The sequence below is a fragment of the Hymenobacter duratus genome, from assembly GCF_014698995.1.
In the GTDB taxonomy this organism is placed as follows: Bacteria; Bacteroidota; Bacteroidia; order Cytophagales; family Hymenobacteraceae; genus Hymenobacter; species Hymenobacter duratus.
Genome location: NZ_JACWZZ010000001.1, coordinates 1,262,954 through 1,284,767, shown reverse-complemented (window position 1 = coordinate 1,284,767; position 21,814 = coordinate 1,262,954). Strand labels below are relative to the sequence as shown.

The 21,814-nt window shown below is 54.7% G+C and carries 24 protein-coding genes and 1 pseudogene; all 25 read right to left on the bottom strand.

Annotated features, from left to right (window positions below; translation table 11 throughout):
• Positions 1 to 4: 4 nt before the first annotated feature.
• On the bottom strand, positions 5 to 355 hold the full coding sequence (gene rplR, locus IC231_RS05300; RefSeq protein ID WP_190783498.1) for a 50S ribosomal protein L18: 351 nt from the start codon (positions 353 to 355) through the stop codon (positions 5 to 7).
• A gap of 9 nt (positions 356 to 364) precedes the next feature.
• Complete coding sequence (rplF, locus tag IC231_RS05295) at positions 365 to 919, bottom strand: 50S ribosomal protein L6 (RefSeq protein WP_185888787.1); 555 nt, start codon at positions 917 to 919, stop codon at positions 365 to 367.
• Positions 920 to 939: 20 nt separating this feature from the next.
• Positions 940 to 1,338: a 30S ribosomal protein S8 gene (gene rpsH / locus IC231_RS05290; RefSeq protein WP_073281292.1), complete on the bottom strand. Its 399-nt coding sequence runs from the start codon at positions 1,336 to 1,338 to the stop codon at positions 940 to 942.
• A gap of 186 nt (positions 1,339 to 1,524) precedes the next feature.
• Positions 1,525 to 1,794, bottom strand: coding sequence for a 30S ribosomal protein S14 (gene rpsN / locus IC231_RS05285; protein ID WP_073281291.1), 270 nt, complete (start codon positions 1,792 to 1,794; stop codon positions 1,525 to 1,527).
• Entirely contained in the window at positions 1,794 to 2,348 is a 555-nt protein-coding gene (gene rplE / locus IC231_RS05280) for a 50S ribosomal protein L5 (RefSeq protein WP_073281290.1), read from the bottom strand. Before rplE ends, rpsN begins: the two co-directional genes overlap by 1 nt.
• A 24-nt stretch (positions 2,349 to 2,372) precedes the next feature.
• Positions 2,373 to 2,627: pseudogene (gene rplX, locus IC231_RS05275) on the bottom strand (50S ribosomal protein L24); the annotation flags it as partial.
• A gap of 3 nt (positions 2,628 to 2,630) precedes the next feature.
• Positions 2,631 to 2,999 carry a 50S ribosomal protein L14 gene (gene rplN, locus IC231_RS05270; protein WP_044003245.1) on the bottom strand — a complete coding sequence of 123 codons (369 nt, stop codon included), beginning with the start codon at positions 2,997 to 2,999 and terminating at the stop codon, positions 2,631 to 2,633.
• Position 3,000: 1 nt separating this feature from the next.
• Positions 3,001 to 3,291 (bottom strand): 30S ribosomal protein S17, encoded by a 291-nt coding sequence (rpsQ, locus tag IC231_RS05265; protein WP_185888786.1) that lies wholly within the window; start codon positions 3,289 to 3,291, stop codon positions 3,001 to 3,003.
• A gap of 2 nt (positions 3,292 to 3,293) precedes the next feature.
• Positions 3,294 to 3,506 (bottom strand): 50S ribosomal protein L29, encoded by a 213-nt coding sequence (gene rpmC / locus IC231_RS05260; RefSeq protein ID WP_073281287.1) that lies wholly within the window; start codon positions 3,504 to 3,506, stop codon positions 3,294 to 3,296.
• Between the two features lies 1 nt (position 3,507).
• Positions 3,508 to 3,933: a 50S ribosomal protein L16 gene (gene rplP, locus IC231_RS05255; RefSeq protein ID WP_073281286.1), complete on the bottom strand. Its 426-nt coding sequence runs from the start codon at positions 3,931 to 3,933 to the stop codon at positions 3,508 to 3,510.
• 37 nt (positions 3,934 to 3,970) lie between these two features.
• Positions 3,971 to 4,837, bottom strand: coding sequence for a 30S ribosomal protein S3 (gene rpsC / locus IC231_RS05250; RefSeq protein WP_190783497.1), 867 nt, complete (start codon positions 4,835 to 4,837; stop codon positions 3,971 to 3,973).
• A 5-nt stretch (positions 4,838 to 4,842) separates the two neighbouring features.
• Positions 4,843 to 5,322 (bottom strand): 50S ribosomal protein L22, encoded by a 480-nt coding sequence (gene rplV, locus IC231_RS05245; RefSeq protein WP_185888783.1) that lies wholly within the window; start codon positions 5,320 to 5,322, stop codon positions 4,843 to 4,845.
• Positions 5,323 to 5,324: 2 nt separating this feature from the next.
• Positions 5,325 to 5,603, bottom strand: coding sequence for a 30S ribosomal protein S19 (gene rpsS, locus IC231_RS05240; protein ID WP_073281283.1), 279 nt, complete (start codon positions 5,601 to 5,603; stop codon positions 5,325 to 5,327).
• A gap of 3 nt (positions 5,604 to 5,606) precedes the next feature.
• Positions 5,607 to 6,434, bottom strand: a complete 828-nt coding sequence (gene rplB / locus IC231_RS05235; RefSeq protein ID WP_073281282.1) for a 50S ribosomal protein L2 — start codon at positions 6,432 to 6,434, stop codon at positions 5,607 to 5,609.
• A 43-nt stretch (positions 6,435 to 6,477) separates the two neighbouring features.
• Positions 6,478 to 6,765 carry a 50S ribosomal protein L23 gene (rplW, locus tag IC231_RS05230; protein ID WP_073281281.1) on the bottom strand — a complete coding sequence of 96 codons (288 nt, stop codon included), beginning with the start codon at positions 6,763 to 6,765 and terminating at the stop codon, positions 6,478 to 6,480.
• Positions 6,765 to 7,403: a 50S ribosomal protein L4 gene (gene rplD, locus IC231_RS05225; protein WP_073281486.1), complete on the bottom strand. Its 639-nt coding sequence runs from the start codon at positions 7,401 to 7,403 to the stop codon at positions 6,765 to 6,767. The genes rplW and rplD overlap by 1 nt, the downstream gene beginning before the upstream one ends.
• Positions 7,404 to 7,411: 8 nt before the next feature.
• Complete coding sequence (rplC, locus tag IC231_RS05220; RefSeq protein ID WP_185888782.1) at positions 7,412 to 8,032, bottom strand: 50S ribosomal protein L3; 621 nt, start codon at positions 8,030 to 8,032, stop codon at positions 7,412 to 7,414.
• A 276-nt stretch (positions 8,033 to 8,308) separates the two neighbouring features.
• Complete coding sequence (rpsJ, locus tag IC231_RS05215; RefSeq protein WP_073281279.1) at positions 8,309 to 8,614, bottom strand: 30S ribosomal protein S10; 306 nt, start codon at positions 8,612 to 8,614, stop codon at positions 8,309 to 8,311.
• Positions 8,615 to 8,635: 21 nt separating this feature from the next.
• On the bottom strand, positions 8,636 to 10,780 hold the full coding sequence (gene fusA / locus IC231_RS05210; protein WP_190783496.1) for an elongation factor G: 2,145 nt from the start codon (positions 10,778 to 10,780) through the stop codon (positions 8,636 to 8,638).
• A 103-nt stretch (positions 10,781 to 10,883) separates the two neighbouring features.
• On the bottom strand, positions 10,884 to 11,351 hold the full coding sequence (rpsG, locus tag IC231_RS05205; protein WP_073281277.1) for a 30S ribosomal protein S7: 468 nt from the start codon (positions 11,349 to 11,351) through the stop codon (positions 10,884 to 10,886).
• Positions 11,352 to 11,437: 86 nt separating this feature from the next.
• Complete coding sequence (rpsL, locus tag IC231_RS05200) at positions 11,438 to 11,866, bottom strand: 30S ribosomal protein S12 (protein WP_190783495.1); 429 nt, start codon at positions 11,864 to 11,866, stop codon at positions 11,438 to 11,440.
• A gap of 288 nt (positions 11,867 to 12,154) precedes the next feature.
• Positions 12,155 to 12,499, bottom strand: a complete 345-nt coding sequence (locus tag IC231_RS05195) for a DUF3467 domain-containing protein (RefSeq protein WP_190783494.1) — start codon at positions 12,497 to 12,499, stop codon at positions 12,155 to 12,157.
• 11 nt (positions 12,500 to 12,510) lie between these two features.
• Complete coding sequence (locus IC231_RS05190; RefSeq protein ID WP_190783493.1) at positions 12,511 to 12,924, bottom strand: hypothetical protein; 414 nt, start codon at positions 12,922 to 12,924, stop codon at positions 12,511 to 12,513.
• Between the two features lie 101 nt (positions 12,925 to 13,025).
• Entirely contained in the window at positions 13,026 to 17,378 is a 4,353-nt protein-coding gene (gene rpoC / locus IC231_RS05185) for a DNA-directed RNA polymerase subunit beta' (RefSeq protein WP_190783492.1), read from the bottom strand.
• 344 nt (positions 17,379 to 17,722) lie between these two features.
• The gene (rpoB, locus tag IC231_RS05180; protein WP_190783980.1) at positions 17,723 to 21,598 is read right to left on the bottom strand and encodes a DNA-directed RNA polymerase subunit beta; all 3,876 of its coding nucleotides are present in this window, start codon (positions 21,596 to 21,598) and stop codon (positions 17,723 to 17,725) included.
• Positions 21,599 to 21,814 lie beyond the last annotated feature (216 nt).

The following is a 21,814-nucleotide window of genomic DNA, read 5'->3' as shown; positions in this document are numbered from 1 at the left end:
TGATTTAGAAATTGAGGCCGCCTTCGCGGGCTCCTTCTGCCAATGATTTTACGCGGCCGTGGTAGAGGTAACCGGAACGGTCAAATACCACTTTCGAAATTCCTTTTCCTGTAGCACGGGCAGCAATTTCTTTGCCGACTGCGGCAGCGAGGGCGACTCCGTTGCCCCCTTCCACCGATACGTGCTTCGAGGAAGCAGACGCCAGCGTGTGACCGGTCGTGTCGTCAATAATCTGAGCATAAATGCCCGTATTGCTGCGGAACACCGACAAACGTGGACGCTCGGACGTGCCAGCCACCTTAGTGCGGATGATGCGCTGGATCCGTTTTCTTCTAGTTGCTTTATCGAAAGCCATGGTGTGATGTTATTTCGAAGCTGTTTTACCAGCCTTACGACGAATCTGCTCACCCACGAAGCGCACGCCTTTGCCTTTGTAAGGCTCAACTTTGCGCAACGAGCGAATTTTAGCGGCCACCTGGCCCAGCAGTTGCTTATCAATGCTGGTCAGCGTAACGATTGGGTTTTTACCTTTCTCAGTTACAGCAGTAGCCGTTACTTCCTTCGGCAGAGCCAGGAAGATGTTGTGCGAATAACCCAGCGACAGTTCAAGAGTGGTACCAGCCATAGAAGCTTTGTAACCCACACCTACCAGTTCCAGCTTCTCTTCCAGACCATTGCTAACACCATTAACGGCGTTGTTCAACAGCGAGCGGTAGAGGCCGTGCATGGCTTTATGACGCTTTTGCTCAGTTGGGCGCGTAACTACCAGCTGACCGTCTTCGGTTGCTACGGTAATGTCGCGGTCAACCGGAACCAGCAAAGTGCCTTTCGGGCCCTTCACGGTTACCGTGTTTTCGTTGCTCACTTCAATCTGCACGTTAGTGGGCAGGCTGATGGGCAGTTTACCAATGCGTGACATAGTCTCGGTTTCCTTTCAGATTAGTAGACGTAGCACAGCACTTCGCCGCCCACGTTTTCGGCTTTCGCCTCTTTCTCCGTCATCACCCCTTTCGAAGTCGACAGGATGGCAACACCCAGACCACTCAGTACACGGGGCAGGTTCTCTACGTGAGCATACTGACGCAAACCTGGCGTGCTTACGCGCTCCAGTTTGGTAATAGCAGGCTGTTTCGTAACCGGGTTGTACTTCAGTGCGATTTTAATCGTACCCTGTACAGCGGCATCATCAAAACGGTAGCTCTGAATGTAGCCCTTCTTGTAGAGCACTTTCGTGATTTCCTTTTTGATGTTGCTGGCCGGGATTTCCACTACCCGGTGATTTGCCTTGATGGCATTGCGTACCCGGGTCAGGTAGTCAGCAATTGGATCTGTGTTCATGTGACTTAGTAAAAGCGCCACCCTTTTTTAGGGAGCCGCAAAGATATGAAAATTTCGCCGCCACAGAAATGCGGCAGCGAAATTTTCGATTAAGACTTCTTGACTCGAATGCGGCCAATGGTTTCTCTCGGCAACCTGCCAAGTGTTGTTGCGTCAGCAGCAGAGGCTGCTTGGCAACATGTCGAACTACCAGCTCGACTTCGTTACGCCGGGAATTTTGCCAGCCAGCGCCATCTCGCGGAAACGTACCCGGCTGATGCCGAACTTACGCATGTAACCACGGGGGCGGCCGTCAATCATGTCCCGGTTGTGAAGGCGTACGGGCGAAGCATCACGTGGGAGCTTGTCCAGACCTTCGTAGTCGCCGGCAGCTTTCAGCGCTTTGCGCTTCTCAGCATAGCGGGCAACCGTAGCGATGCGCTTGCGCGCTCTTGCTTTAGCGGATTCCTTAGCCATTAGTTTTGTTTCTTGGCGTTAGCGAACGGCATACCGAAAGCCTTGAGGAGCTCATAGCTCTGCTCATCGTTTTCGGCCGTTGTTACGAAGGTAATGTCCATGCCCGAAATCGACTTGATTTTGTCAATCGAAATTTCGGGGAAGATGATCTGCTCCTTAACGCCCAGGGTATAGTTACCACGGCCGTCAAAGCCTTTGTCGTTTATGCCTTTGAAGTCACGAACGCGGGGCAGAGCAATCGTCAGCAGACGATCCATGAACTCGTACATCCGCTCACCACGTAGGGTAACGCGGGCGCCGATGGGCATGCCTTCACGCAGTTTGAAGTTAGACACCGAACGCTTGGCGATAGTAGCAACTGCTTTCTGACCAGCAATGGTCGTCAGCTCATCCACACCGTTATCAACCAGCTTCTTGTCGGCTACAGCCGCACCGATGCCACGGTTGATGCAGATCTTGGTGATGCGTGGTACCTGCATGATGCTCTCGAACTGGAATTTCTCCTGGAGCGCCGGTACTACCTCTTTTTTATATTTCTCTTTGAGTCGAGCCATTGTCGTCGTACCGGGTTAGGCGTTTTTCGAGTCAATTGCTTTCACGTTGCTCACGTGAATGCCAGCTTCGATCTTGGTGATGCCGCCCTGGGGGTTCTTCGCACTGGGTTTGTTGTGCTTGGTGACCAGGTTCAGGCCTTCCACGATAACGCGTTGCGTCGAACGGTTAACCGACTTGATAACGCCGGTTTTGCCTTTGTCGTCGCCGGCAATCACCTGAACGGTGTCGCCGCTTTTCACGTGCAGTTTCGCGGGTGCTGCTTTCGTTTTCGTTGCCATTGCTTAGAGAACTTCAGGAGCCAGCGAAACAATCTTCATGAACTGCTTCTCGCGCAGTTCGCGGGCCACTGGGCCGAAGATGCGGGTACCGCGGGGCTCGTCGTTATTGTTGAGCAGTACGGCAGCGTTGTCGTCGAAACGAATGTAAGAACCGTCTTTGCGACGTACTTCTTTCTTCGTGCGAACTACAACTGCTTTCGATACAGTGCCTTTTTTAGCGTTGCCGGAAGGAATAGCCGATTTGATGGCTACTACAATCTTGTCGCCAACACTAGCGTATTTCTTGCCCGTGCCACCGAGGACACGAATGCAGAGAACTTCTTTGGCGCCGCTATTATCAGCGACGGTCAGACGGGATTCTTGCTGTATCATCTTACTTGGCGCGTTCTACAATTTCTACCAGTCTCCACCGCTTGTTCTTGCTCAGCGGACGGGTCGACATAATGCGAACCGTATCGCCTTCGCCACATTCGTTGTTCTCGTCGTGAGCCATAAATTTGGTCGACTTGGTAACGAATTTGCCGTAGATCGGGTGTTTCATTTTGCTTTCTACCATCACCGTAATGGACTTATCCATTTTGGAGGAGGTAACGCGCCCGATGATTTCTTTACGCAGGTTCCGCTCAACGGCGGAGGTAGCCTGCTGTTCTTCGTTGCTTGCCATCGTTAGTTAGCAGTGTTATTAGCCTGCTCGTTCTCGCGACGGGTCAGCTCGGTCAACAGACGGGCGACGTTCTTGCGGCTTTGCTTCAGGCGAATCGGGTTTTCCAAAGGCGAAATAGCGTGCGCGAAGCGCAGCGACTGGCCAGAGGCTTGTTCGGTCTTGATCTGGGTTTTCAGGTCCTCAATGGAGAGGGCGCGGATATCGGCGTTCTTCATCTTACTTGCTTTCTACGTAGTCGCGACGAACAACAAACTGAGTGCGTACGGGCAGCTTCTGAGCTGCCAGACGCAGCGACTCCTGAGCTACCTCTAGCGTAACGCCGTCCGACTCAAACATGATAGTACCGGGTTTCACGCAGGCTACCCAATACTCGGGCGAACCTTTACCCTTACCCATCCGCACCTCGGCAGGCTTCTTGGTGATTGGCTTGTCAGGGAAAATGCGGATCCAAACTTGCCCTTCGCGTTTCATGGCGCGGGTCATGGCGATACGAGCTGCCTCAATCTGGCGAGCCGTAATCCAAGCCACTTCCAACGACTTAATAGCGAAAGAACCGAAGTCAATGGAGCTGCCGCGGTAGGCAAGGCCTGTTACGCGACCCTTTTGCATCTTGCGATACTTGGTCCTTTTCGGTTGTAACATGAGTTATTGAAATTGAATTTCTGAAGAAAAGAAACGGCTAGCGACGCGGAGCGCCACCGCCTTGACCACCACGGTTGGCACCACCTGGGGCACCACCGCCACGGCGCTGGCCACCAGCGGCACCTGCACCACCACGGTTGTCGCCACCACGGTCGTTACGGTCGCGGCGCGGGCCACGGTCGCCACCACGGTCACCACGCTCGCCGCGTGGGCCACGGTCGCCACCACGGGTGTCGTTGCCTTGGTTAGCAGGAACCTGGTTAGGCGACAGGTCGGGCTTGCCGAACACTTCACCACGCATGATCCATACTTTGATACCGATTTTGCCATACACGGTCTGAGCTTCCGACAAAGCGTAGTCGATATCGGCGCGCAACGTGTGCAGCGGCGTACGACCTTCTTTGTACTGCTCGGAACGGGCAATTTCAGCACCGCCCAAACGGCCACCGCACTGGATCTTGATGCCTTCGGCACCAACGCGGATAGCAGCCTGAATGCTCATCTTCATGGCACGGCGGAACGAGATACGAGCCTGCAGCTGCTGAGCAATGCTCTCACCTACCAGCTTTGCGTCGAGTTCCGGACGCTTGATTTCGAAGATGTTGATCTGAACGTCCTTGCTGGTGATCTGCTTCAGTTCGTCTTTGATCTTATCCACTTCAGCGCCACCCTTGCCGATTACCACACCCGGACGAGCCGTGTTGATGGTAATGGTGATGCGCTTCAGCGTACGCTCAATCACGATGCGGCTAATGCCACCTTTCGGGATACGAGCCATGATGTATTTGCGGATTTTCTCGTCCTCCACCAGTTTGTCGGCAAAGTCCTTGCCGCCGTACCAGTTCGAGTCCCATCCTTTAATGACGCCCAGACGGAAGCCAACCGGATTTACTTTCTGTCCCATAGTGCTTATGCGGAGGCTTCTGCCTTGGTTTCAGTGGATTTCTTAGCCGAGCTACGACGTGTCTTCGGCTTGGCTTCAACAGCGGCGTCGGTGGTTTTCGTTTCAGCAGCCTGCTTAGCAGCAGCTTTGCTACCTAGCGGTTCTACTTTTGAGTCAATCACCAGCGTCACGTGGTTGCTGCGCTTGCGGATGCGGTGGCCACGGCCCTGGGGGGCGGGGCGCAGACGCTTCAACTGACGGCCTTCATCCACGAAGATAGCCTTGATGTAGAGGTTAGCGTCTTCGATACGCTCTTCCTCGTTGTGCTGCTGCCAGTTGGCCAGAGCCGAGAGGAGAAGCTTTTCAACGCGTGCAGCACCCGAGTTAGCCTCGAATTTCAGCAGACCAAGCGCACGGGTCACTTTCTGACCACGGATCATGTCGGCCACCAGGCGCATCTTGCGCGGCGAGGTGGGGACGTTGCGGAGTTTAGCGGTTGCTTCCATGATTAGCGCTTGCCTTTATCTTTCTTGGCAATGTGTCCACGGAAGTTCCGGGTCGGAGCAAACTCACCGAGTTTGTGTCCTACCATGTTCTCCGTCACATATACCGGGATGAACTTATTGCCGTTGTGAACGGCGAAGGTGTGGCCAACGAAATCAGGCGAAATCATCGAGCGGCGCGACCAAGTCTTCACCACCGATTTTTTGCCGGCTTCATCCATTGCCGTTACTTTCTTCTCGAGCCGGAAGTCAATGTACGGCCCTTTTTTTAGTGAACGTGCCATTGTTTACTTCTTGCCTTTGCGGTTAACGATGAGCTGCTCCGAGTACTTATTCTTGTTGCGGGTCTTCTGACCTTTCGAGAAGATACCGTTACGGCTACGTGGGTGACCACCCGACGATTTGCCTTCGCCACCACCCATTGGGTGATCGACAGGGTTCATAGCGACACCACGAACGCGCGGACGACGACCCAACCAACGGTTACGACCGGCTTTGCCGAGACGTACGTTCATATGGTCACCGTTCGAAACAGTACCAACCGTAGCCATGCAGGTAACGAGTACCATGCGCATCTCACCGGAAGGCAATTTCAGGGTGGCGTATTTGTCTTCGCGGGCAACCAGCTGAGCGTACGTACCAGCGGAGCGGGCCATAGCGGCACCGTTGCCGGGCATCAGCTCGATGTTATGCACGATGGTACCGAGCGGGATTTCGCGCAGCGGCAGGGCGTTGCCTACTTCCGGGGCTACACCCGAACCTGACACGACCGTAGCACCTACCTCAACGCCCGCAGGAGCGATGATGTAACGCTTCTCGCCATCGGCGTACTGAAGCAGGGCGATACGGGCCGTACGGTTCGGATCGTACTCAATCGTTTTCACCGTAGCAGGCACAGAGGCTTTGTCACGCTTGAAGTCGATAATACGATACTTGGCTTTGTGCCCACCACCGATGTAGCGGTTGGACATTTTGCCCGAGTTGTTGCGGCCACCGGAGTTTTTCATGGGTGCCAACAGCGACTTCTCCGGCGTCGACGTCGTAATCTCGTCGAAGGCCGGTGCAATGCGGAAGCGCTGACCCGGTGATGTTGGTCTTAGTTTTTTGAGTGCCATTACTCTTGCTTAGGAAATGCTCTTATGCAGAAAAGGGCGCAGCTTAGATGCCGCTGTAGAAGTCGATAACCTCGCCTTCCTTCACGGTCACGATGGCTTTTTTGCCATGTGCGCGACGGCCCGATACCGAACCACCTTTCGTGAATTTGGACTTCACTTTTCCATTGGTGCGGATCGTGCTGATGCCCGTTACCGTCACGCCATAGAACTGCTCGATGTCCTTTTTGATCTGAACCTTATTGGCGGTACGCTCTACTTCGAAAACGTACTGGCCTTTTTCGTTCAGGCCCGTGGCCTTCTCGGTCACGATGGGTTTTTTCAGCGTGCTCATTATTCAGCAGTGGTATAGAGTTGTTCCAATGCCGTCAGGCCCGCTTCCGACAGCAGCAGCGTGTCGGTGTTCAACAGGTCGTGCGTGTTCAGAGCAACGGGCGTAGCCACGGTGATTTTCTGAATGTTGCGCGCCGACAGCACCACGTTCTTATCTACTTCGCCGGTTACCAGCAGGGTCTTTTTGCCGTTGTTCAGCTTCAGACCGTTCAGGATGTTGAGGAAGTCTTTGGTCTTGGGAGCCGACAGAGTGATGTTCTCTACCAGAGCCACCTTACCGTCTTTGGCCAGCGTCGAGAGAGCCGACAGACGAGCAAGACGCTTCGTTTTCTTGTTCAGCTTGAAGCCGTAGTCGCGGGGCTCAGGACCGAAAATCCGGCCGCCACCTACGAACACACCCGATTTCATCGAGCCAGCACGAGCGCCGCCCGTACCTTTTTGCTTCTTCAGCTTCTTGGTGGTGCCGTGCACTTCGTTGCGCTGCTTCGACTTGTGCGTGCCCTGGCGCTGGTTGGCCAAGTACTGCTTCACGTCGAGATACATCACGTGCTCGTTCGGTTCCAGACCGAAGATGGCGTCAGACAGCGTAACCTTACGGCCGGTGTCTTCGCCTTTGATGTTATATACTGACAGTTCCATCTTCAAGGTTATTTTTCCAGGACCACGAATGAATTCTTGGCACCGGGAATCGAGCCACTCACCACGATGAGGTTCTTGTCGGCTACAATGCGCATCACCTTCAGGTTCTGCACTTTCACACGGTCATTGCCCATGCGGCCACCCATGCGCATTCCTTTGAATACGCGCGAAGGCCACGAGCAAGCACCGATGGAACCAGGGTGACGACCACGGTTGTGCTGGCCGTGCGTCTGCCCGCCTACACCAGCGAAGTTGTAACGCTTTACAACACCCTGAAAGCCTTTGCCTTTCGAGGTGCCTACTACGTCAACGAATTCGCCTTCCTCGAAGAGGGAAGTGTTGATTTCGCTGCCAGCAGTGAAGCTAGCAACCTCGTCGGTACGGAACTCAACGAGTTTTCTTTTGGGAGTAGTTCCGGCTTTAGCGAAATGACCAGCCAATGCTTTGGTGGTGTTTTTCGCCTTCTTCTCGCCGTAACCGAGCTGGATGGCCGTGTAGCCGTCCGTTTCGATAGTCTTAACCTGCGTCACTACACAAGGACCCGCTTCGATGAGCGTGCAAGGGATGTTCTTCCCGTCCGGAGTGAAGAGGCTTGTCATACCGATTTTTTTACCGATGATGCCAGGCATTCTGTTGGGGTTTAGTAAAAGACGCACACGAAAACGCCCGAGTGGCGTTTTCAGAATGGGAGTGCAAAGCTAGGAAATTGTTATGTTATATTCTAGCTACCCTTTGAAATATTTTCAGTGTCACGGCTTTAGCTCTTTCAATCAACTGTGCATCCCTCCTACTTCACTGGTACAAATTGAACTTTGGGTGCTCGATGCTCTGCTGCAAATGAAAACACCCCACCGGCTCCGGAGAACCAGTGGGGTGTTTTGCTAGCTATTCGCTAAAACCTGTCCTCAGACTTTGATTTCAACGTCAACGCCGCTGGGCAGTTCTAGCTTCATCAGTGCATCTACCGTTTTCGACGAAGTCGAGTAGATGTCCACGAGACGCTTGTAAGTGCAGAGCTGGAATTGCTCACGCGACTTCTTGTTCACGTGGGGCGAACGAAGTACAGTGAATTTTTCCTTGACGGTCGGCAAGGGAATAGGACCGCTAACGATAGCGCCCGTAGCCTTCACCGCCTTCACGATCTTCTCCGACGATTTGTCCACCAAGTTGTGGTCGTAGGATTTGAGTTTGATGCGAATCTTCTGGTTCATGTCTATTGAATGAAAGCGGTATTAGCGAATGGCGTTACCCTTTTGCTTGGCGATGATGCCTTCAGCAAGGTTGTTGGGCACCTGGTCGTAGTGCGAGAACGTCAGCGACGCGGAAGCACGGCCCGACGAGATGGTACGCAGCGTCGTTACGTAGCCGAACAGTTCCGACAGCGGAACGTCAGCCTTGATAACGTTGGCACCACCTTTCGTGTCCATACCCTTCATGATACCACGACGACGGTTCAGGTCACCCGTTACCGAGCCGGTGTACTCATCCGGAGAAACTACTTCTACTGCCATAATAGGCTCGAGCAGTTTCGGACCAGCCTGCTTGCCAGCTTCGCGGAAACCACCACGAGCTGCGAGTTCGAACGACAGAGCGTCCGAGTCAACATCGTGGTACGAACCGTAGTACAGACGTACGCGCATGCCTTCGATAGGGAAGCCAGCCAATGGACCGTTCTTCATCGCCTCTTCGAAGCCTTTCTGAACTGGAGCAATGAATTCGCGAGGGATAACACCACCGGTGATGTCGTTCACGAACTCCAGACCTGGTTTCTCCGGATCGGTTTCTTTCGGACCAAGTTCGAATACGATGTCGCCGAATTTACCGCGGCCACCCGTCTGCTTCTTGTAGGTTTCGCGGTGCTCGACCTTCTTGGTCAGAATCTCCTTGTAGGCTACCATTGGAGCGCCCTGGTTGATTTCTACCTTGAACTCCCGACGCATACGGTCGATGATGATTTCGAGGTGAAGCTCGCCCATGCCTTTCAGTACGGTCTGGCCCGTCTCGGGGTCAGTCTGAACTACGAGGGTAGGATCTTCTTCCACGAGTTTGGCAATAGCCATACCCATCTTGTCCACGTCCGCCTGAGTTTTAGGCTCGATGGCGTAGCCGATAACTGGCTCAGGGAACGACATCGACTCGAGTACGATGCGCGACTTCTCGTCGGTCAGCGTATCGCCGGTTTTGATGTCTTTGAAACCCACGCCGGCAGCAATGTCACCAGCCTGGATTTTGTCGATGGGGTTCTGCTTGTTGGAGTGCATCTGCATCAGACGCGAGATACGCTCTTTCTTGTTCGTGCGGTTGTTGTGCACGTACGAGCCAGCATCCAGAACACCGCTATAGCAACGGAAGAAGCACAGACGACCAACGAAGGGGTCAGTAGCAATCTTGAACGCCAGCGCGGTGAAAGGCTCCGCGTTGTCGGGATGACGCTCGATTTCCTCGCCGGTATCGGGGTTGGTACCGATGATGGCGGGCATGTCCAGCGGCGACGGCAGGTAGGCCATTACGCCGTCCAGCATCGACTGTACACCTTTGTTTTTGAAGGCCGAACCGCACATTACGGGCGAGAACTTCATGTCGATAACCGCTTGGCGGATAACAACCATCATTTCGTCGCGGGTGATGCTTTCCGGATCTTCGAAGAATTTCTCCAACAGACGGTCATCGTACTCGGCTACGCTCTCAACGAGCTTCTGACGCCACTCGGCTACCGTGTCCACCAGATCCTCGGGAACCGGGATTTCGTGGTACGATTTGCCCTGGGTTGCGTCGTCCCATACGATGGCTTTGCCAGTCAGCAAGTCAACTACACCTTTGAAGGTATCTTCAGCGCCAATTGGGATTTGCAGAGGCACTGGGTTAGCACCCAGTTTGTCCTTAATCTCATTAACGGCTTTGAAGAAGTCAGCGCCGGCGCGGTCCATCTTGTTGACGAAGCAGATGCGGGGCACTTTGTATTTGTCAGCCTGACGCCATACAGTCTCGGACTGAGGCTCAACACCCGACACAGCGCAGAACAGAGCAACGGCACCATCAAGTACACGCAGCGAACGTTCCACTTCTACCGTGAAGTCAACGTGGCCAGGCGTATCGATGAGGTTGATTTTGTACTGCTTAGTGTCTGGCGTTGGATCACCGTTGGCATCGGTGGGGTAGTTCCAGAACGTGGTGGTAGCAGCCGAAGTGATGGTGATACCCCGCTCCTGCTCCTGCTCCATCCAGTCCATCGTGGCAGCACCTTCGTGCACTTCCCCGATTTTGTGGGTCTTACCGGTATAATAGAGAATGCGCTCCGAAGTCGTGGTCTTACCGGCGTCGATGTGCGCCATAATCCCGATGTTCCGGAGATATTGCAGGTCTTTGTTAACAGCCATGTCTCTTTTGAATGAGTGAATGGGCGAATGATTGAATGAGTGATGGTGGAGTTGTGGCAGTAACCAGAATGCTCCGTCACTCATTCACTCAATCACTCATTTTTTAGAAGCGGAAGTGCGAGAAGGCCTTGTTGGCTTCCGCCATCCGGTGCGTGTCGTCCTTTTTCTTAACGGCAGCACCTTCACCTTTGGCAGCAGCAATGATTTCGCCAGCCAGCTTGTCCTTCATGGTCTTCTCACCACGACGACGAGCATACTGAATCAGCCACTTCGAACCTACAGCAATACGACGGTCTGGACGAACTTCGATTGGAACCTGGAAGGTAGCACCACCTACGCGGCGGCTCTTCACTTCTACGGTCGGCATTACATTGTTCAGGGCCTTGCGCCACATCTCCACGCCGCTTTCCTTAGTGCGCTGCTCAACAAGCTCGCAGGCATCGTAGAAAATGGTGTAAGCAAGGTTTTTCTTCCCGTCATACATCATGTAGTTGACGAAACGGGTTACCAGCGTCTCCTTGTATTTGGGGTCGGGCAGGAGGATGCGCTTCTTTGGTTTTGACTTTCTCATGGGTGTAGAAATGAGTTGAGGTAGCGGGCAAGTGGGATAAGAACCATGTGCTATCCAGCACTTCGCACTACCTCACTCGGCTTCAATTACTTTTTCTTGCCGGGAGCGGGTTTGCCACCTTTGCCTGCTGCGGCAACCTGGCCTGGCTTCGGACGCTTAGCGCCGTACTTCGAGCGGCGCTGCAGACGGCCGTTTACACCGGCGGTGTCAAGAGCACCACGGATGATGTGGTAACGTACACCGGGAAGATCTTTCACACGACCACCACGGATCAGCACGATGCTGTGCTCCTGCAGGTTGTGGCCTTCACCCGGGATGTAGGCGTTAACTTCTTTGCCGTTGGTGAGGCGCACACGGGCCACTTTACGCATAGCCGAGTTCGGCTTCTTAGGCGTGGTGGTGTACACACGGGTGCAAACGCCACGGCGCTGCGGGCACGAGTCAAGAGCCGGCGACTTCGACTTCGTCGTCAGCTTCTCGCGGCCTTTTCGTACTAACTGGTTGATGGTAGGCATCTACGGTATGTTTTGTCAAGGAGGGTTCTCTCCCAAAAATTAGGCTTGCAAAGGTAGAAAAGTCAGGATGAAATAGCAAACGAGTTGGAATAGTTTGTTTTAGAGAAACGGTTGGTGCTGTTTCCGGTGATTTGTTGGGCTGCAAAGACGGTTCCGCCTGAATTCGGCATTCTACCGCGGTTTTGCCCGCAAAAGCAACTTCGATGAGAACACCGAATTGCACCTAAAAAAGTCAGGGCTTCTATCATCCCGATAAAAGCCCTGATCTGTGTGGTACTATTCGAATTATTATGCCTCCCCTATCTTCCCACCAAACCCCATCGGGTACATAGGAGAGTCAGGTTGTTGCTTAATGGCGCCGTTGGCTTGCTCATACCGCTCGATGTTCTCCGTCAGGGCTGCAACAAGGCGCTTGGCGTGCTCCGGCGTGAGAATAATGCGGGATTTCACCTTGGCCTTGGGCAGACCGGGCATCAGCCGGATAAAGTCGATGACGAATTCACTGCTGCTATGCGCAATCATGGCCAGGTTGGCGTACTCGCCTTCGGCAATGTCTTCCGACAGCTCAATATTGATGGCGTTGGGGTCTTGGGGTTGTGGCGCGTCGGCCTCGGGTTGGGTTGGTTGGTTCATGATCTTCTGAATTAATGGGTGTTCAGTGATGACTCTATAAAGTCAATTACTTGCGCTACGGTGATGCTGAATGTCCCGGCTTTGCCATCTAGAAAGGCTTCACGCCACATTTCATAACCTTCCTCAAACGAAGGCAACTGCTCAACTTGAGTTACTAAGTGAATGACACTTGCATCCATAGCCTCTTCCGAAAACGGAAGATGTGAGGCAGTAGTCCCCGGCTTTCCACCATGTTCAGTGGGTTTTAGACATAATCCATCGACATGGATATGTACTACCACTATGGCCTCGTGCTGTAACTCTACTTTAACGACAGTTAGCAGAGACTCTCTCTCATTGGGCCTTGTCTGATATTTCCATATCTGCCCTACTTTATACTTTGAGTCTTCGGTATCCACCAAAGCAATGGGAGCAACTGTTGACATAGATGTTTGAATAGAATGGCAATCCTGAAATATCCGGTAAAGTAAAAGAAAAAGCCGGCCGGGTTTCCCCAGCCGGCTTCTCTACTATACTCCGATTCAGATTACTCCGAAACCGACTCGCGGCGCGAGGCGCGGGCGGCACGCTTGGCCGGAGCAGGTGCATCGTCGGCTTTGGCTGCCTGAGCGGCTTCCAACTCTTCCCTCGAGCCGACGATCTGACGCGTGTATTCGCGCAGACCGGTACCAGCCGGGATGAGGTGACCTACGATTACGTTTTCCTTCAGACCCAACAGTTCGTCGGCTTTGCCACGGATGGCAGCTTCCGACAGCACCTTGGTCGTTTCCTGGAAGGATGCGGCCGAGATGAACGACTGGGTGCCCAGCGAAGCCTGGGTGATACCCTGCAGCGTAGGACGGGATACCGAAGGCTGTGCGTCGCGCACTTCTACCAAGGCCAGGTCGCGGCGGCGCAGGCTGCTGTTCTCGTCGCGCAGGCGACGAGCCGTTACAATCTGGCCGGGCTTCAGGTTGGTCGAGTCGCCGGCATTCGTTACCACCTTCATGTCGATGATGGTATCGTTTTCCTCCATGAAGATAATCTTGTCGATTACCTGGTGCTCCAAGAAGGTCGTGTCGCCGGCGTCGAGAATCACAACTTTCTGCATCATCTGGCGAACTACCACCTCGATGTGCTTATCGTTGATTTTCACACCCTGCAAGCGGTATACTTCCTGAATCTCATTCACGAGGTACTCCTGCACGGCACCTGGGCCCTGAATGCTCAGGATATCCGAAGGCGTGATGGCACCATCGGAAAGCGGTGAGCCAGCGCGGATGAAGTCGTTGTCCTGCACCAGAATGTGCTTAGACAGCGGCACCATGTACTTCTTCTTGACGCCGTCTTTCGACTCCACGAAGATTTCCCGGTTACCACGCTTCACCGTACCATAAGTTACCACACCGTCGATTTCAGCTACAACAGCTGGGTTCGACGGGTTACGCGCTTCGAAAAGCTCCGTAACACGGGGCAGACCACCGGTAATGTCGCGGGTTTTGCCCACGGCACGCGGAATCTTAGCCAGAATCTGACCAGCCTTGATTTTCTCACCGTTCTCGACGTTGAGGTGCGAGCCCACCGGGATGGAGTAGCCTTTCGAACCTTCCATGTCGCCCTTTTTGCCGGGGCGCACGATGATGGCAGGGTTTTGATCCTTCGCCTTCGATTCGATGATTACTTTCTCGCGGTGACCGGTCTGCTCATCCGATTCCTCACGGTAGGTGATGCCTTCCGTAATGGCGTCGTACTGAACGGTACCGTCGAACTCGGCCAGAATAACGGCGTTGTACGGGTCCCAGTTGTTGAGCTCCGCACCCTTCTCTACCTCCTGGCCTTCTTCTACCAGCAGGAACGAGCCGTACGGCACGTGGTTCGAGATGAACACTTTGCCCGTGCCTTTCTCTACAATGCGGATTTCGCCCGAGCGACCCATCACAACTTTCACCGGCTCGCCATCGGCATTAGCGGTTTCTACGGTCCGGATATCTTCGAACTCTACTACACCGGCGAATTTCGCCTTCAGGCTGGCTTCAACGGCAATGTTAGAAGCAGTACCACCTACGTGGAAGGTACGCAGGGTCAGCTGGGTGCCGGGTTCACCGATAGACTGGGCAGCAATTACGCCGACAGCCTCACCTTTCTGTACCATACGGCCTGACGACAGGTTACGGCCGTAGCACTTGCCGCAGATACCACGCTTCGATTCGCAGGTCAGTACCGAGCGGATTTCTACCGATTCGATGCTGGTGTTGTCTATGCGACGCGTGATTTCCTCGGTGATTTCATCACCAGCCGTCAGGATGATTTCATCCGTCAGCGGGTCGATGATATCGTGCACCGCTACGCGGCCCAAGATACGCTCAGCCAGTGGCTCTACTACGTCCTCGTTGTCTTTCAGCGCGAAGGTTTCGATGCCACGGAGGGTACCGCAGTCTACTTCGTTCACGATGACGTCCTGCGATACGTCTACCAGACGACGCGTCAGGTAGCCGGCGTCGGCCGTCTTCAGAGCCGTATCGGCCAGACCCTTCCGGGCACCGTGGGTCGAAATGAAGTACTCGATTACGTCCAGACCTTCTTTGAAGTTCGACAGAATCGGGTTTTCGATAATCTCGCCTACCGAACCCTGGAGCGACTTCTGCGGCTTGGCCATCAGACCCCGCATACCGCCGAGCTGACGAATCTGCTCACGCGAGCCACGAGCACCGGAGTGCATCATCATGTAAATCGAGTTGAAGCCTTGGTTCTCCTTTTCGAGGCGACCCATGAGGGTTTCAGTGATTTGGTTGTTGATGCGCGTCCAGATATCGATAACCTGGTTGTACCGCTCGTTGTCGGTAATCAGACCCATCTGGTAGTTCTGGGTAACAGCTTTCACGTCGGCTTGCGCCTGCGCTACGAGGGCATCCTTCTCTTTCGGAATCTGGATGTCGCCCAGACCCATCGACAGACCACCTTTGTAAGCCGACTGGAAACCCAGCGTCTTGATGTCGTCGAGGAACTGCGCCGTACGGGCCATACCGGTCCGCTTGAACACCATCGAAATGATCTGCTGCAGCTTTTTCTTAGTCAGCAGCTCATCCACGAAACCTACTTCCGTCGGCACCAGCTGGTTGAACAGCACACGCCCGGCAACCGTCTCAATGATCTTCGTGACGAGGTTATCCTCCTCGTCGCGAACCTGCGTGCGCACCTTGATATAGGCGTGCTTGGACAGAATGCCTTCATTGATGGCAATGACTACTTCCTCATCGGAGTAGAACATCATGCCTTCGCCGTCGATTTTCTCCTCAGGCGTGGTACGCTTGCCTTTGGTCACGTAGTACAAGCCCAGAACCATGTCCTGCGACGGTACCGCAATCGGGGCGCCGTTGGCAGGGTTCAGGATGTTGTGCGAGGCCAGCATGAGCATGGAGGCTTCCAGGATAGCGGCCGGTCCCAAGGGAACGTGCACTGCCATCTGGTCACCGTCAAAGTCAGCGTTGAAGGCCGTACAAACGAGTGGGTGCAGCTGGATAGCCTTGCCCTCGATGAGGCGCGGCTGGAACGCTTGGATACCCAGACGGTGAAGCGTAGGAGCCCGGTTGAGCAATACTGGGTGGCCTTTCAGCACGTTCTCCAGGATGTCCCAAACAACAGCGTCCTTGCGGTCCACAATCTTCTTAGCCGATTTCACCGTTTTCACGATGCCGCGCTCAATGAGCTTGCGGATGATGAACGGCTTGAACAGCTCGGCCGCCATGTTCTTGGGCAGACCGCACTCGTGCAGCTTCAGCTCCGGACCAACGACGATTACCGAACGACCGGAATAGTCGACACGCTTACCGAGCAGGTTCTGACGGAAGCGGCCCTGCTTGCCTTTCAGCATATCGGACAGCGACTTCAGGGCGCGGTTGCCTTCGGCACGCACGGCATTCACCTTACGCGAGTTGTCGAACAGCGAATCCACGGCTTCCTGCAGCATACGCTTCTCGTTCCGCAGAATTACTTCGGGCGCTTTGATTTCGATCAGGCGCTTGAGGCGGTTGTTGCGGATGATGACGCGACGGTACAGGTCATTTAGGTCGGACGTAGCGAAACGGCCACCGTCCAGTGGAACGAGCGGGCGCAGTTCCGGTGGAATCACCGGCACCATGCGGATGACCATCCACTCGGGCTTGTTCTCCACGCGGGTAGCGGCATCGCGGAAGGCTTCCACTACGCGCAGGCGCTTCAGGGCCTCAGCTTTCCGCTGCTGAGAAGTTTCGTGAGCGGCAGAATCACGCAGCGAGTACGACAACTCGTCCAGGTTGATGCGCTCCAACAGGAGTTGCAGGGCATCGGCACCCATGCGGGCAATGAACTTGTTGGGGTCCTCGTTTGGCAGCATCTGGTTCTCCCGGGGGAGCTTGTCGATGATGTCGAGGTATTCGTCTTCAGTGAGGAAGTCGAGCTGCTGCACGCCTTCGTCGCCCAATACGCCGGGCTGTACCACTACGTACCGCTCGTAATAGATAATTTGATCGAGCTTCTTGGTGGGCAGGCCCAGCAGGTAGCCGATTTTATTGGGCAGGGACTTGAAGTACCAGATATGCGCAACGGGCACCACCAGTTCGATGTGGCCCATCCGCTCCCGGCGTACTTTCTTCTCGGTCACCTCCACGCCGCACCGGTCGCAGATGATGCCTTTGTAGCGAATCCGCTTGTATTTGCCGCAGTGGCATTCCCAGTCCTTCACGGGACCGAAAATCCGCTCGCAAAACAGGCCGCCCATCTCGGGCTTGTACGTCCGGTAGTTGATCGTCTCGGGTTTCACAACCTCACCGTTCGACCGCTCCAGGATGGATTCGGGCGAGGCCAGCGAAATGGTGACTTTCGAGAAGTCCTGTACCAGTTTCTTGTTTTTTGCAAACGCCATGTAGGGTAGCTGTTGTTAGCTGGTGGCTTTTTTCTGTCCGTTGGTTCCGCCCATCTTAAGAGGGGTCGGAAAGAACGTAACAGTTCGACTCTGCGAAAAGTGCTCTGCGGGTCGGATAGGTACGCCGCGCAGTAGTTCTTCGCCAGGTCTGGTAATCGGGCGACTCAGCAAGCTGAGTCAGTATGCGGCCAGTAGCCGCCGGAGGTTGATGCCGTTCTGACCTTATCTCGGAACGACGCCGGCAGCGGCTGTTATCGGTTGCCCGAACCGCGGGCACTCTCTATAAGCAAGACTTGAAAAGTGGCTGCCGATACTTGCACATCAGCAGCCACTACTTTCAAACCTTAGTCAAGCGTGATTTCCAGGGCCAGACCACGTAGCTCATGAATGAGTACGTTGAACGACTCGGGGATATTCGGCTTGGGCAGTACGTCGCCTTTTACAATGGCTTCGTACGCTTTGGCACGGCCTACCACGTCATCCGACTTCACGGTTAGGATTTCCTGCAGCACGTTGGAAGCACCGAAGGCCTCCAATGCCCACACTTCCATCTCGCCGAAGCGCTGACCACCAAACTGCGCCTTACCACCCAGCGGCTGCTGCGTAATGAGCGAGTACGGTCCGATCGAACGGGCGTGCATCTTGTCATCCACCAGGTGACCCAGTTTCAGCATATAGATAACACCCACCGTTACCGGCTGGTCGAAACGCTGGCCAGTGAGGCCGTCGTGCAGGTACGCGCGGCCGAAGGTCGGCAGCCCGGCTTCCGTCAGTTCGGCTGATACTTCCGCTTCGGTAGCACCATCGAAAATCGGGGTAGCGTAGGTGCGGCCCAGCTTAAGGCCGGCCCAGCCCAGTACGGTCTCGTAAATCTGACCGATGTTCATCCGGCTCGGTACACCCAGCGGGTTGAGCACGATGTCCATTGGTGTGCCGTCGGGCAGGAAAGGCATGTCCTCGTCGCGCACGATGCGGGCTACTACCCCTTTGTTACCGTGACGACCAGCCATCTTGTCACCTACCTTCAGCTTGCGCTTTTTGGCGATGTACACTTTGGCCAGCTGTACGATACCGGCGGGCAGCTCGTCACCAACCTCCAGCGTGAATCGGTCACGCTTGAAGCGGGCCGTGATGGTGTTGCGCTTCTTGGCGTAGTTTTTCACCAGTTGCAGCACCATGCCGTTCACGCGGGCGTCGGCAGTCCAGCCTTCCAGCACGAGGTCTTTGAACATGTTCACCTCCTCGGGCACAGCGTAATTGCTCTCGTCCTTGTAAGGATTCTTCTCAGGGAAGAGGTTCTCAGCAATGTTCTTCTTGCCGAATTTTACTCCCTTCGAGACGATTTCGTCGCCGAATTTGTGCTTCACGCCCTGGGAGGTTTTGCCTTCCAGCAGTTGCACCAGCTTCTCCACCATTACGGCTTTGATGCCACGCAACTCACGAGCGTATGATTCCTTCAACTCTTCTACTTCCTTCTTCGACTTGGCCCGCAGGTTTTTGTCTTTCTTCGGACGCGAGAACAGCTTGGTGCCGATAACTACCCCCTGCAGGGACGGTGGCGCCTTAAGAGAGGCATCCTTCACGTCGCCGGCTTTGTCACCGAAAATGGCGCGGAGCAGCTTCTCTTCCGGGGTCGGGTCAGTTTCGCCCTTCGGCGTAATCTTACCGATCAGAATGTCGCCTTCCTTCACCTCAGCGCCCAGACGGATGATACCGTTGTCGTCGAGGTTGCGCACGGCTTCTTCGCTCACGTTCGGAATTTCCGAGGTCAGCTCTTCTTCGCCGCGCTTGGTTTCGCGCACTTCCAGCTCAAACTCCTCGATGTGAATCGAGGTGAAGATGTCGTCGCGCACTACTTTCTCCGAGATGACAATGGCATCCTCGAAGTTGTAGCCCTGCCACGGCATGAAGGCCACCTGCATGTTCCGGCCCAGGGCCAGCTCACCTTTGTTGGTGCCGTAGCCTTCGCACAAAACCTGGCCTTTCACCACCCGTTCGCCGTTCTTCACGAGCGGCGTCAGGTTGATGCAGGTATCCTGGTTGGTACGACGGAACTTGATCAGGTCGTAGGAAATCTTCTCAGCGTCGAAGCTTACGAGAATGTCGTCGTCCGTCAGGTCGTATTTCACGACGATGCGGTTAGCATCCACGTAGTCGATTACGCCGTTGCCTTCAGCTACTACCAACGTGCGCGAGTCAGTAGCTACGCGGCCTTCCAGACCGGTGCCCACAATCGGAGCCTCGGCTTTCAGCAGCGGAACTGCCTGACGCTGCATGTTCGAGCCCATCAGTGCCCGGTTAGCATCATCGTGCTCCAGGAAAGGAATCAGCGAAGCCGCCACCGATACAATCTGGTTCGGTGCCACGTCCATGTAGCTGTATTCGCCGGGACCTACCACGGGGAAGTCACCTTCGAAACGACCTTTTACCAAGTCGTTGATGAAGTTACCCGCCTCATCAATACGGGCGTTAGCCTGTGCAATGTGGTGGGTGTCTTCTTCCTCGGCGGTCAGATACTTCACGTTCTCTGTCGTATCCACCTTGCCGTTTTCTACGGTGCGGTACGGCGTCTCGATGAAGCCCATCGAGTTAACCCGGGCATGCACGCAAAGCGACGAAATCAGACCGATGTTCGGTCCTTCCGGCGTTTCGATGGTGCAGAGGCGGCCGTAGTGCGTGTAGTGCACGTCACGTACTTCGAAACCAGCCCGCTCGCGCGACAGACCTCCCGGCCCCAGTGCCGATACGCGACGCTTGTGCGTCACCTCAGCCAGCGGGTTGGTTTGGTCCATGAACTGCGACAACTGGTTGGTGCCGAAGAACGAGTTGATAACCGACGACAGCGTCCGGGCGTTGATCAAGTCAACTGGCTTGAAGTCCTCGTTGTCACGCACGTTCATGCGCTCCTTAATGGTACGCGCCATCCGGGCCAGACCCACGCCGAACTGGGCGTAGAGCTGCTCGCCCACGGTGCGCACGCGGCGGTTGCTCAAGTGGTCAATGTCATCGACAATGGCCTTCGAGTTGATCAGACCGATCAGGTATTTCACGATGAGAACGATGTCCTCGTTGGTCAGTACGCGGGCGTCCCAACCGGTGTCAATACCCAGTTTCTTATTTATACGGTAGCGGCCTACGTCCCCGAGGTCGTAGCGCTTATCCGAGAAGAATAGCTTTTGGATGATGTCGCGAGCCGTCTCTTCGTCGGGAGCCTCCGTGTTCCGGAGTTGACGATAGATTTGCTCCACGGCTTCTTTCTCCGAGTTGGAGTTGTCCTTCTGCAGCGTGTTGTAAATAATTGCGTAGTCCGCAATGTTTACGTTCTCACGGTGCAGAATCACCGACTTAGCACCAGCGTTCAGGATGGTGTCGATGTCGTCCTCCTCGATGGTGGAGTCGCGCTCCAGCAGCACCTCGTTCCGGTCGATGGAAACCACTTCCCCGGTGTCCTCGTCCACGAAGTCTTCCGTCCAAGTGCGCAGCACCCGGGCGGCCAGCTTGCGGCCAACGGCTTTCTTGAGGTTCTTTTTGTCAGCCTTCACTTCCTCCGACAAACCGAACAGGTCGAGAATGTCTTTGTCGGTGCCGTAGCCGATGGCGCGCAGCAGCGTGGTAACCGGGAATTTCTTCTTCCGGTCGATGTAGGCGTACATCACGTTGTTCACGTCCGTGGCAAACTCAATCCACGAGCCTTTGAACGGGATAATGCGGGCCGAGTACAGCTTGGTGCCGTTCGTATGCTTGCTCTGGGCGAAGAATACACCTGGCGAGCGGTGCAGCTGCGATACGATAACGCGCTCAGCGCCGTTGATAACGAACGAGCCCTTTTCGGTCATATAGGGAATGTTCCCGAGGAACACTTCCTGCTCAATCGTTTCAAAATCCTCGTTGTCCGAGTCATTACAGACCAGACGCAACTTGGCTTTCAGCGGAACCGAGTACGTGAGGCCGCGGTCAATGCACTCGTCAACCGAGTACTTGGGCGGGTCAACGTGGTAATCGATAAAGGTCAGCACGAAGTTTTCGCGCGAGTCCGAAATCGGAAAATTCTCGGCGAATACTTTGAACAGGCCCTCATCAGTACGGTTCTCGGCAGCCGTTTCCAACTGGAAGAAATCCATGAACGAGCGAACCTGCACGTCCAGGAAATCCGGATACTCAATAACCTTTTTAATCTTGGCGAAGTTGATCCGCTCGTCAGCAGCTTGCAGCTTTTGCAGACCTGACTGTGCTTTCGGTGTAGCCAATGTATGTGGGGTTAGGAAATGGACACTGGGAGAATCCATATCAGGGCAGCAGCACAGCCACTGCCTTGAAAGAAATTTGAAAGTTGCGGGCGCACGAAAGCGCAAAGCAGAACCTTGCGCTTCTGGCGTCCGTAGGCACGAAAAGCCGCAAAGCGGCGTGCAAACGGACTTCCGACTAGTTTGTTGCCT

Excerpts from the sequence above, each read along its gene's own strand:
- rplR (WP_190783498.1), bottom strand. The coding sequence starts at position 355 with ATGGCTTTCGATAAAGCAACTAGAAGAAAACGGATCCAGCGCATCATC.
- rplF (WP_185888787.1), bottom strand. The coding sequence starts at position 919 with ATGTCACGCATTGGTAAACTGCCCATCAGCCTGCCCACTAACGTGCAG.
- rpsH (WP_073281292.1), bottom strand. The coding sequence starts at position 1,338 with ATGAACACAGATCCAATTGCTGACTACCTGACCCGGGTACGCAATGCC.
- rpsN (WP_073281291.1), bottom strand. The coding sequence starts at position 1,794 with ATGGCTAAGGAATCCGCTAAAGCAAGAGCGCGCAAGCGCATCGCTACG.
- rplE (WP_073281290.1), bottom strand. The coding sequence starts at position 2,348 with ATGGCTCGACTCAAAGAGAAATATAAAAAAGAGGTAGTACCGGCGCTC.
- rplN (WP_044003245.1), bottom strand. The coding sequence starts at position 2,999 with ATGATACAGCAAGAATCCCGTCTGACCGTCGCTGATAATAGCGGCGCC.
- rpsQ (WP_185888786.1), bottom strand. The coding sequence starts at position 3,291 with ATGGCAAGCAACGAAGAACAGCAGGCTACCTCCGCCGTTGAGCGGAAC.
- rpmC (WP_073281287.1), bottom strand. The coding sequence starts at position 3,506 with ATGAAGAACGCCGATATCCGCGCCCTCTCCATTGAGGACCTGAAAACC.
- rplP (WP_073281286.1), bottom strand. The coding sequence starts at position 3,933 with ATGTTACAACCGAAAAGGACCAAGTATCGCAAGATGCAAAAGGGTCGC.
- rpsC (WP_190783497.1), bottom strand. The coding sequence starts at position 4,837 with ATGGGACAGAAAGTAAATCCGGTTGGCTTCCGTCTGGGCGTCATTAAA.
- rplV (WP_185888783.1), bottom strand. The coding sequence starts at position 5,322 with ATGGAAGCAACCGCTAAACTCCGCAACGTCCCCACCTCGCCGCGCAAG.
- rpsS (WP_073281283.1), bottom strand. The coding sequence starts at position 5,603 with ATGGCACGTTCACTAAAAAAAGGGCCGTACATTGACTTCCGGCTCGAG.
- rplB (WP_073281282.1), bottom strand. The coding sequence starts at position 6,434 with ATGGCACTCAAAAAACTAAGACCAACATCACCGGGTCAGCGCTTCCGC.
- rplW (WP_073281281.1), bottom strand. The coding sequence starts at position 6,765 with ATGAGCACGCTGAAAAAACCCATCGTGACCGAGAAGGCCACGGGCCTG.
- rplD (WP_073281486.1), bottom strand. The coding sequence starts at position 7,403 with ATGGAACTGTCAGTATATAACATCAAAGGCGAAGACACCGGCCGTAAG.
- rplC (WP_185888782.1), bottom strand. The coding sequence starts at position 8,032 with ATGCCTGGCATCATCGGTAAAAAAATCGGTATGACAAGCCTCTTCACT.
- rpsJ (WP_073281279.1), bottom strand. The coding sequence starts at position 8,614 with ATGAACCAGAAGATTCGCATCAAACTCAAATCCTACGACCACAACTTG.
- fusA (WP_190783496.1), bottom strand. The coding sequence starts at position 10,780 with ATGGCTGTTAACAAAGACCTGCAATATCTCCGGAACATCGGGATTATG.
- rpsG (WP_073281277.1), bottom strand. The coding sequence starts at position 11,351 with ATGAGAAAGTCAAAACCAAAGAAGCGCATCCTCCTGCCCGACCCCAAA.
- rpsL (WP_190783495.1), bottom strand. The coding sequence starts at position 11,866 with ATGCCTACCATCAACCAGTTAGTACGAAAAGGCCGCGAGAAGCTGACG.
- IC231_RS05195 (WP_190783494.1), bottom strand. The coding sequence starts at position 12,499 with ATGAACCAACCAACCCAACCCGAGGCCGACGCGCCACAACCCCAAGAC.
- IC231_RS05190 (WP_190783493.1), bottom strand. The coding sequence starts at position 12,924 with ATGTCAACAGTTGCTCCCATTGCTTTGGTGGATACCGAAGACTCAAAG.
- rpoC (WP_190783492.1), bottom strand. The coding sequence starts at position 17,378 with ATGGCGTTTGCAAAAAACAAGAAACTGGTACAGGACTTCTCGAAAGTC.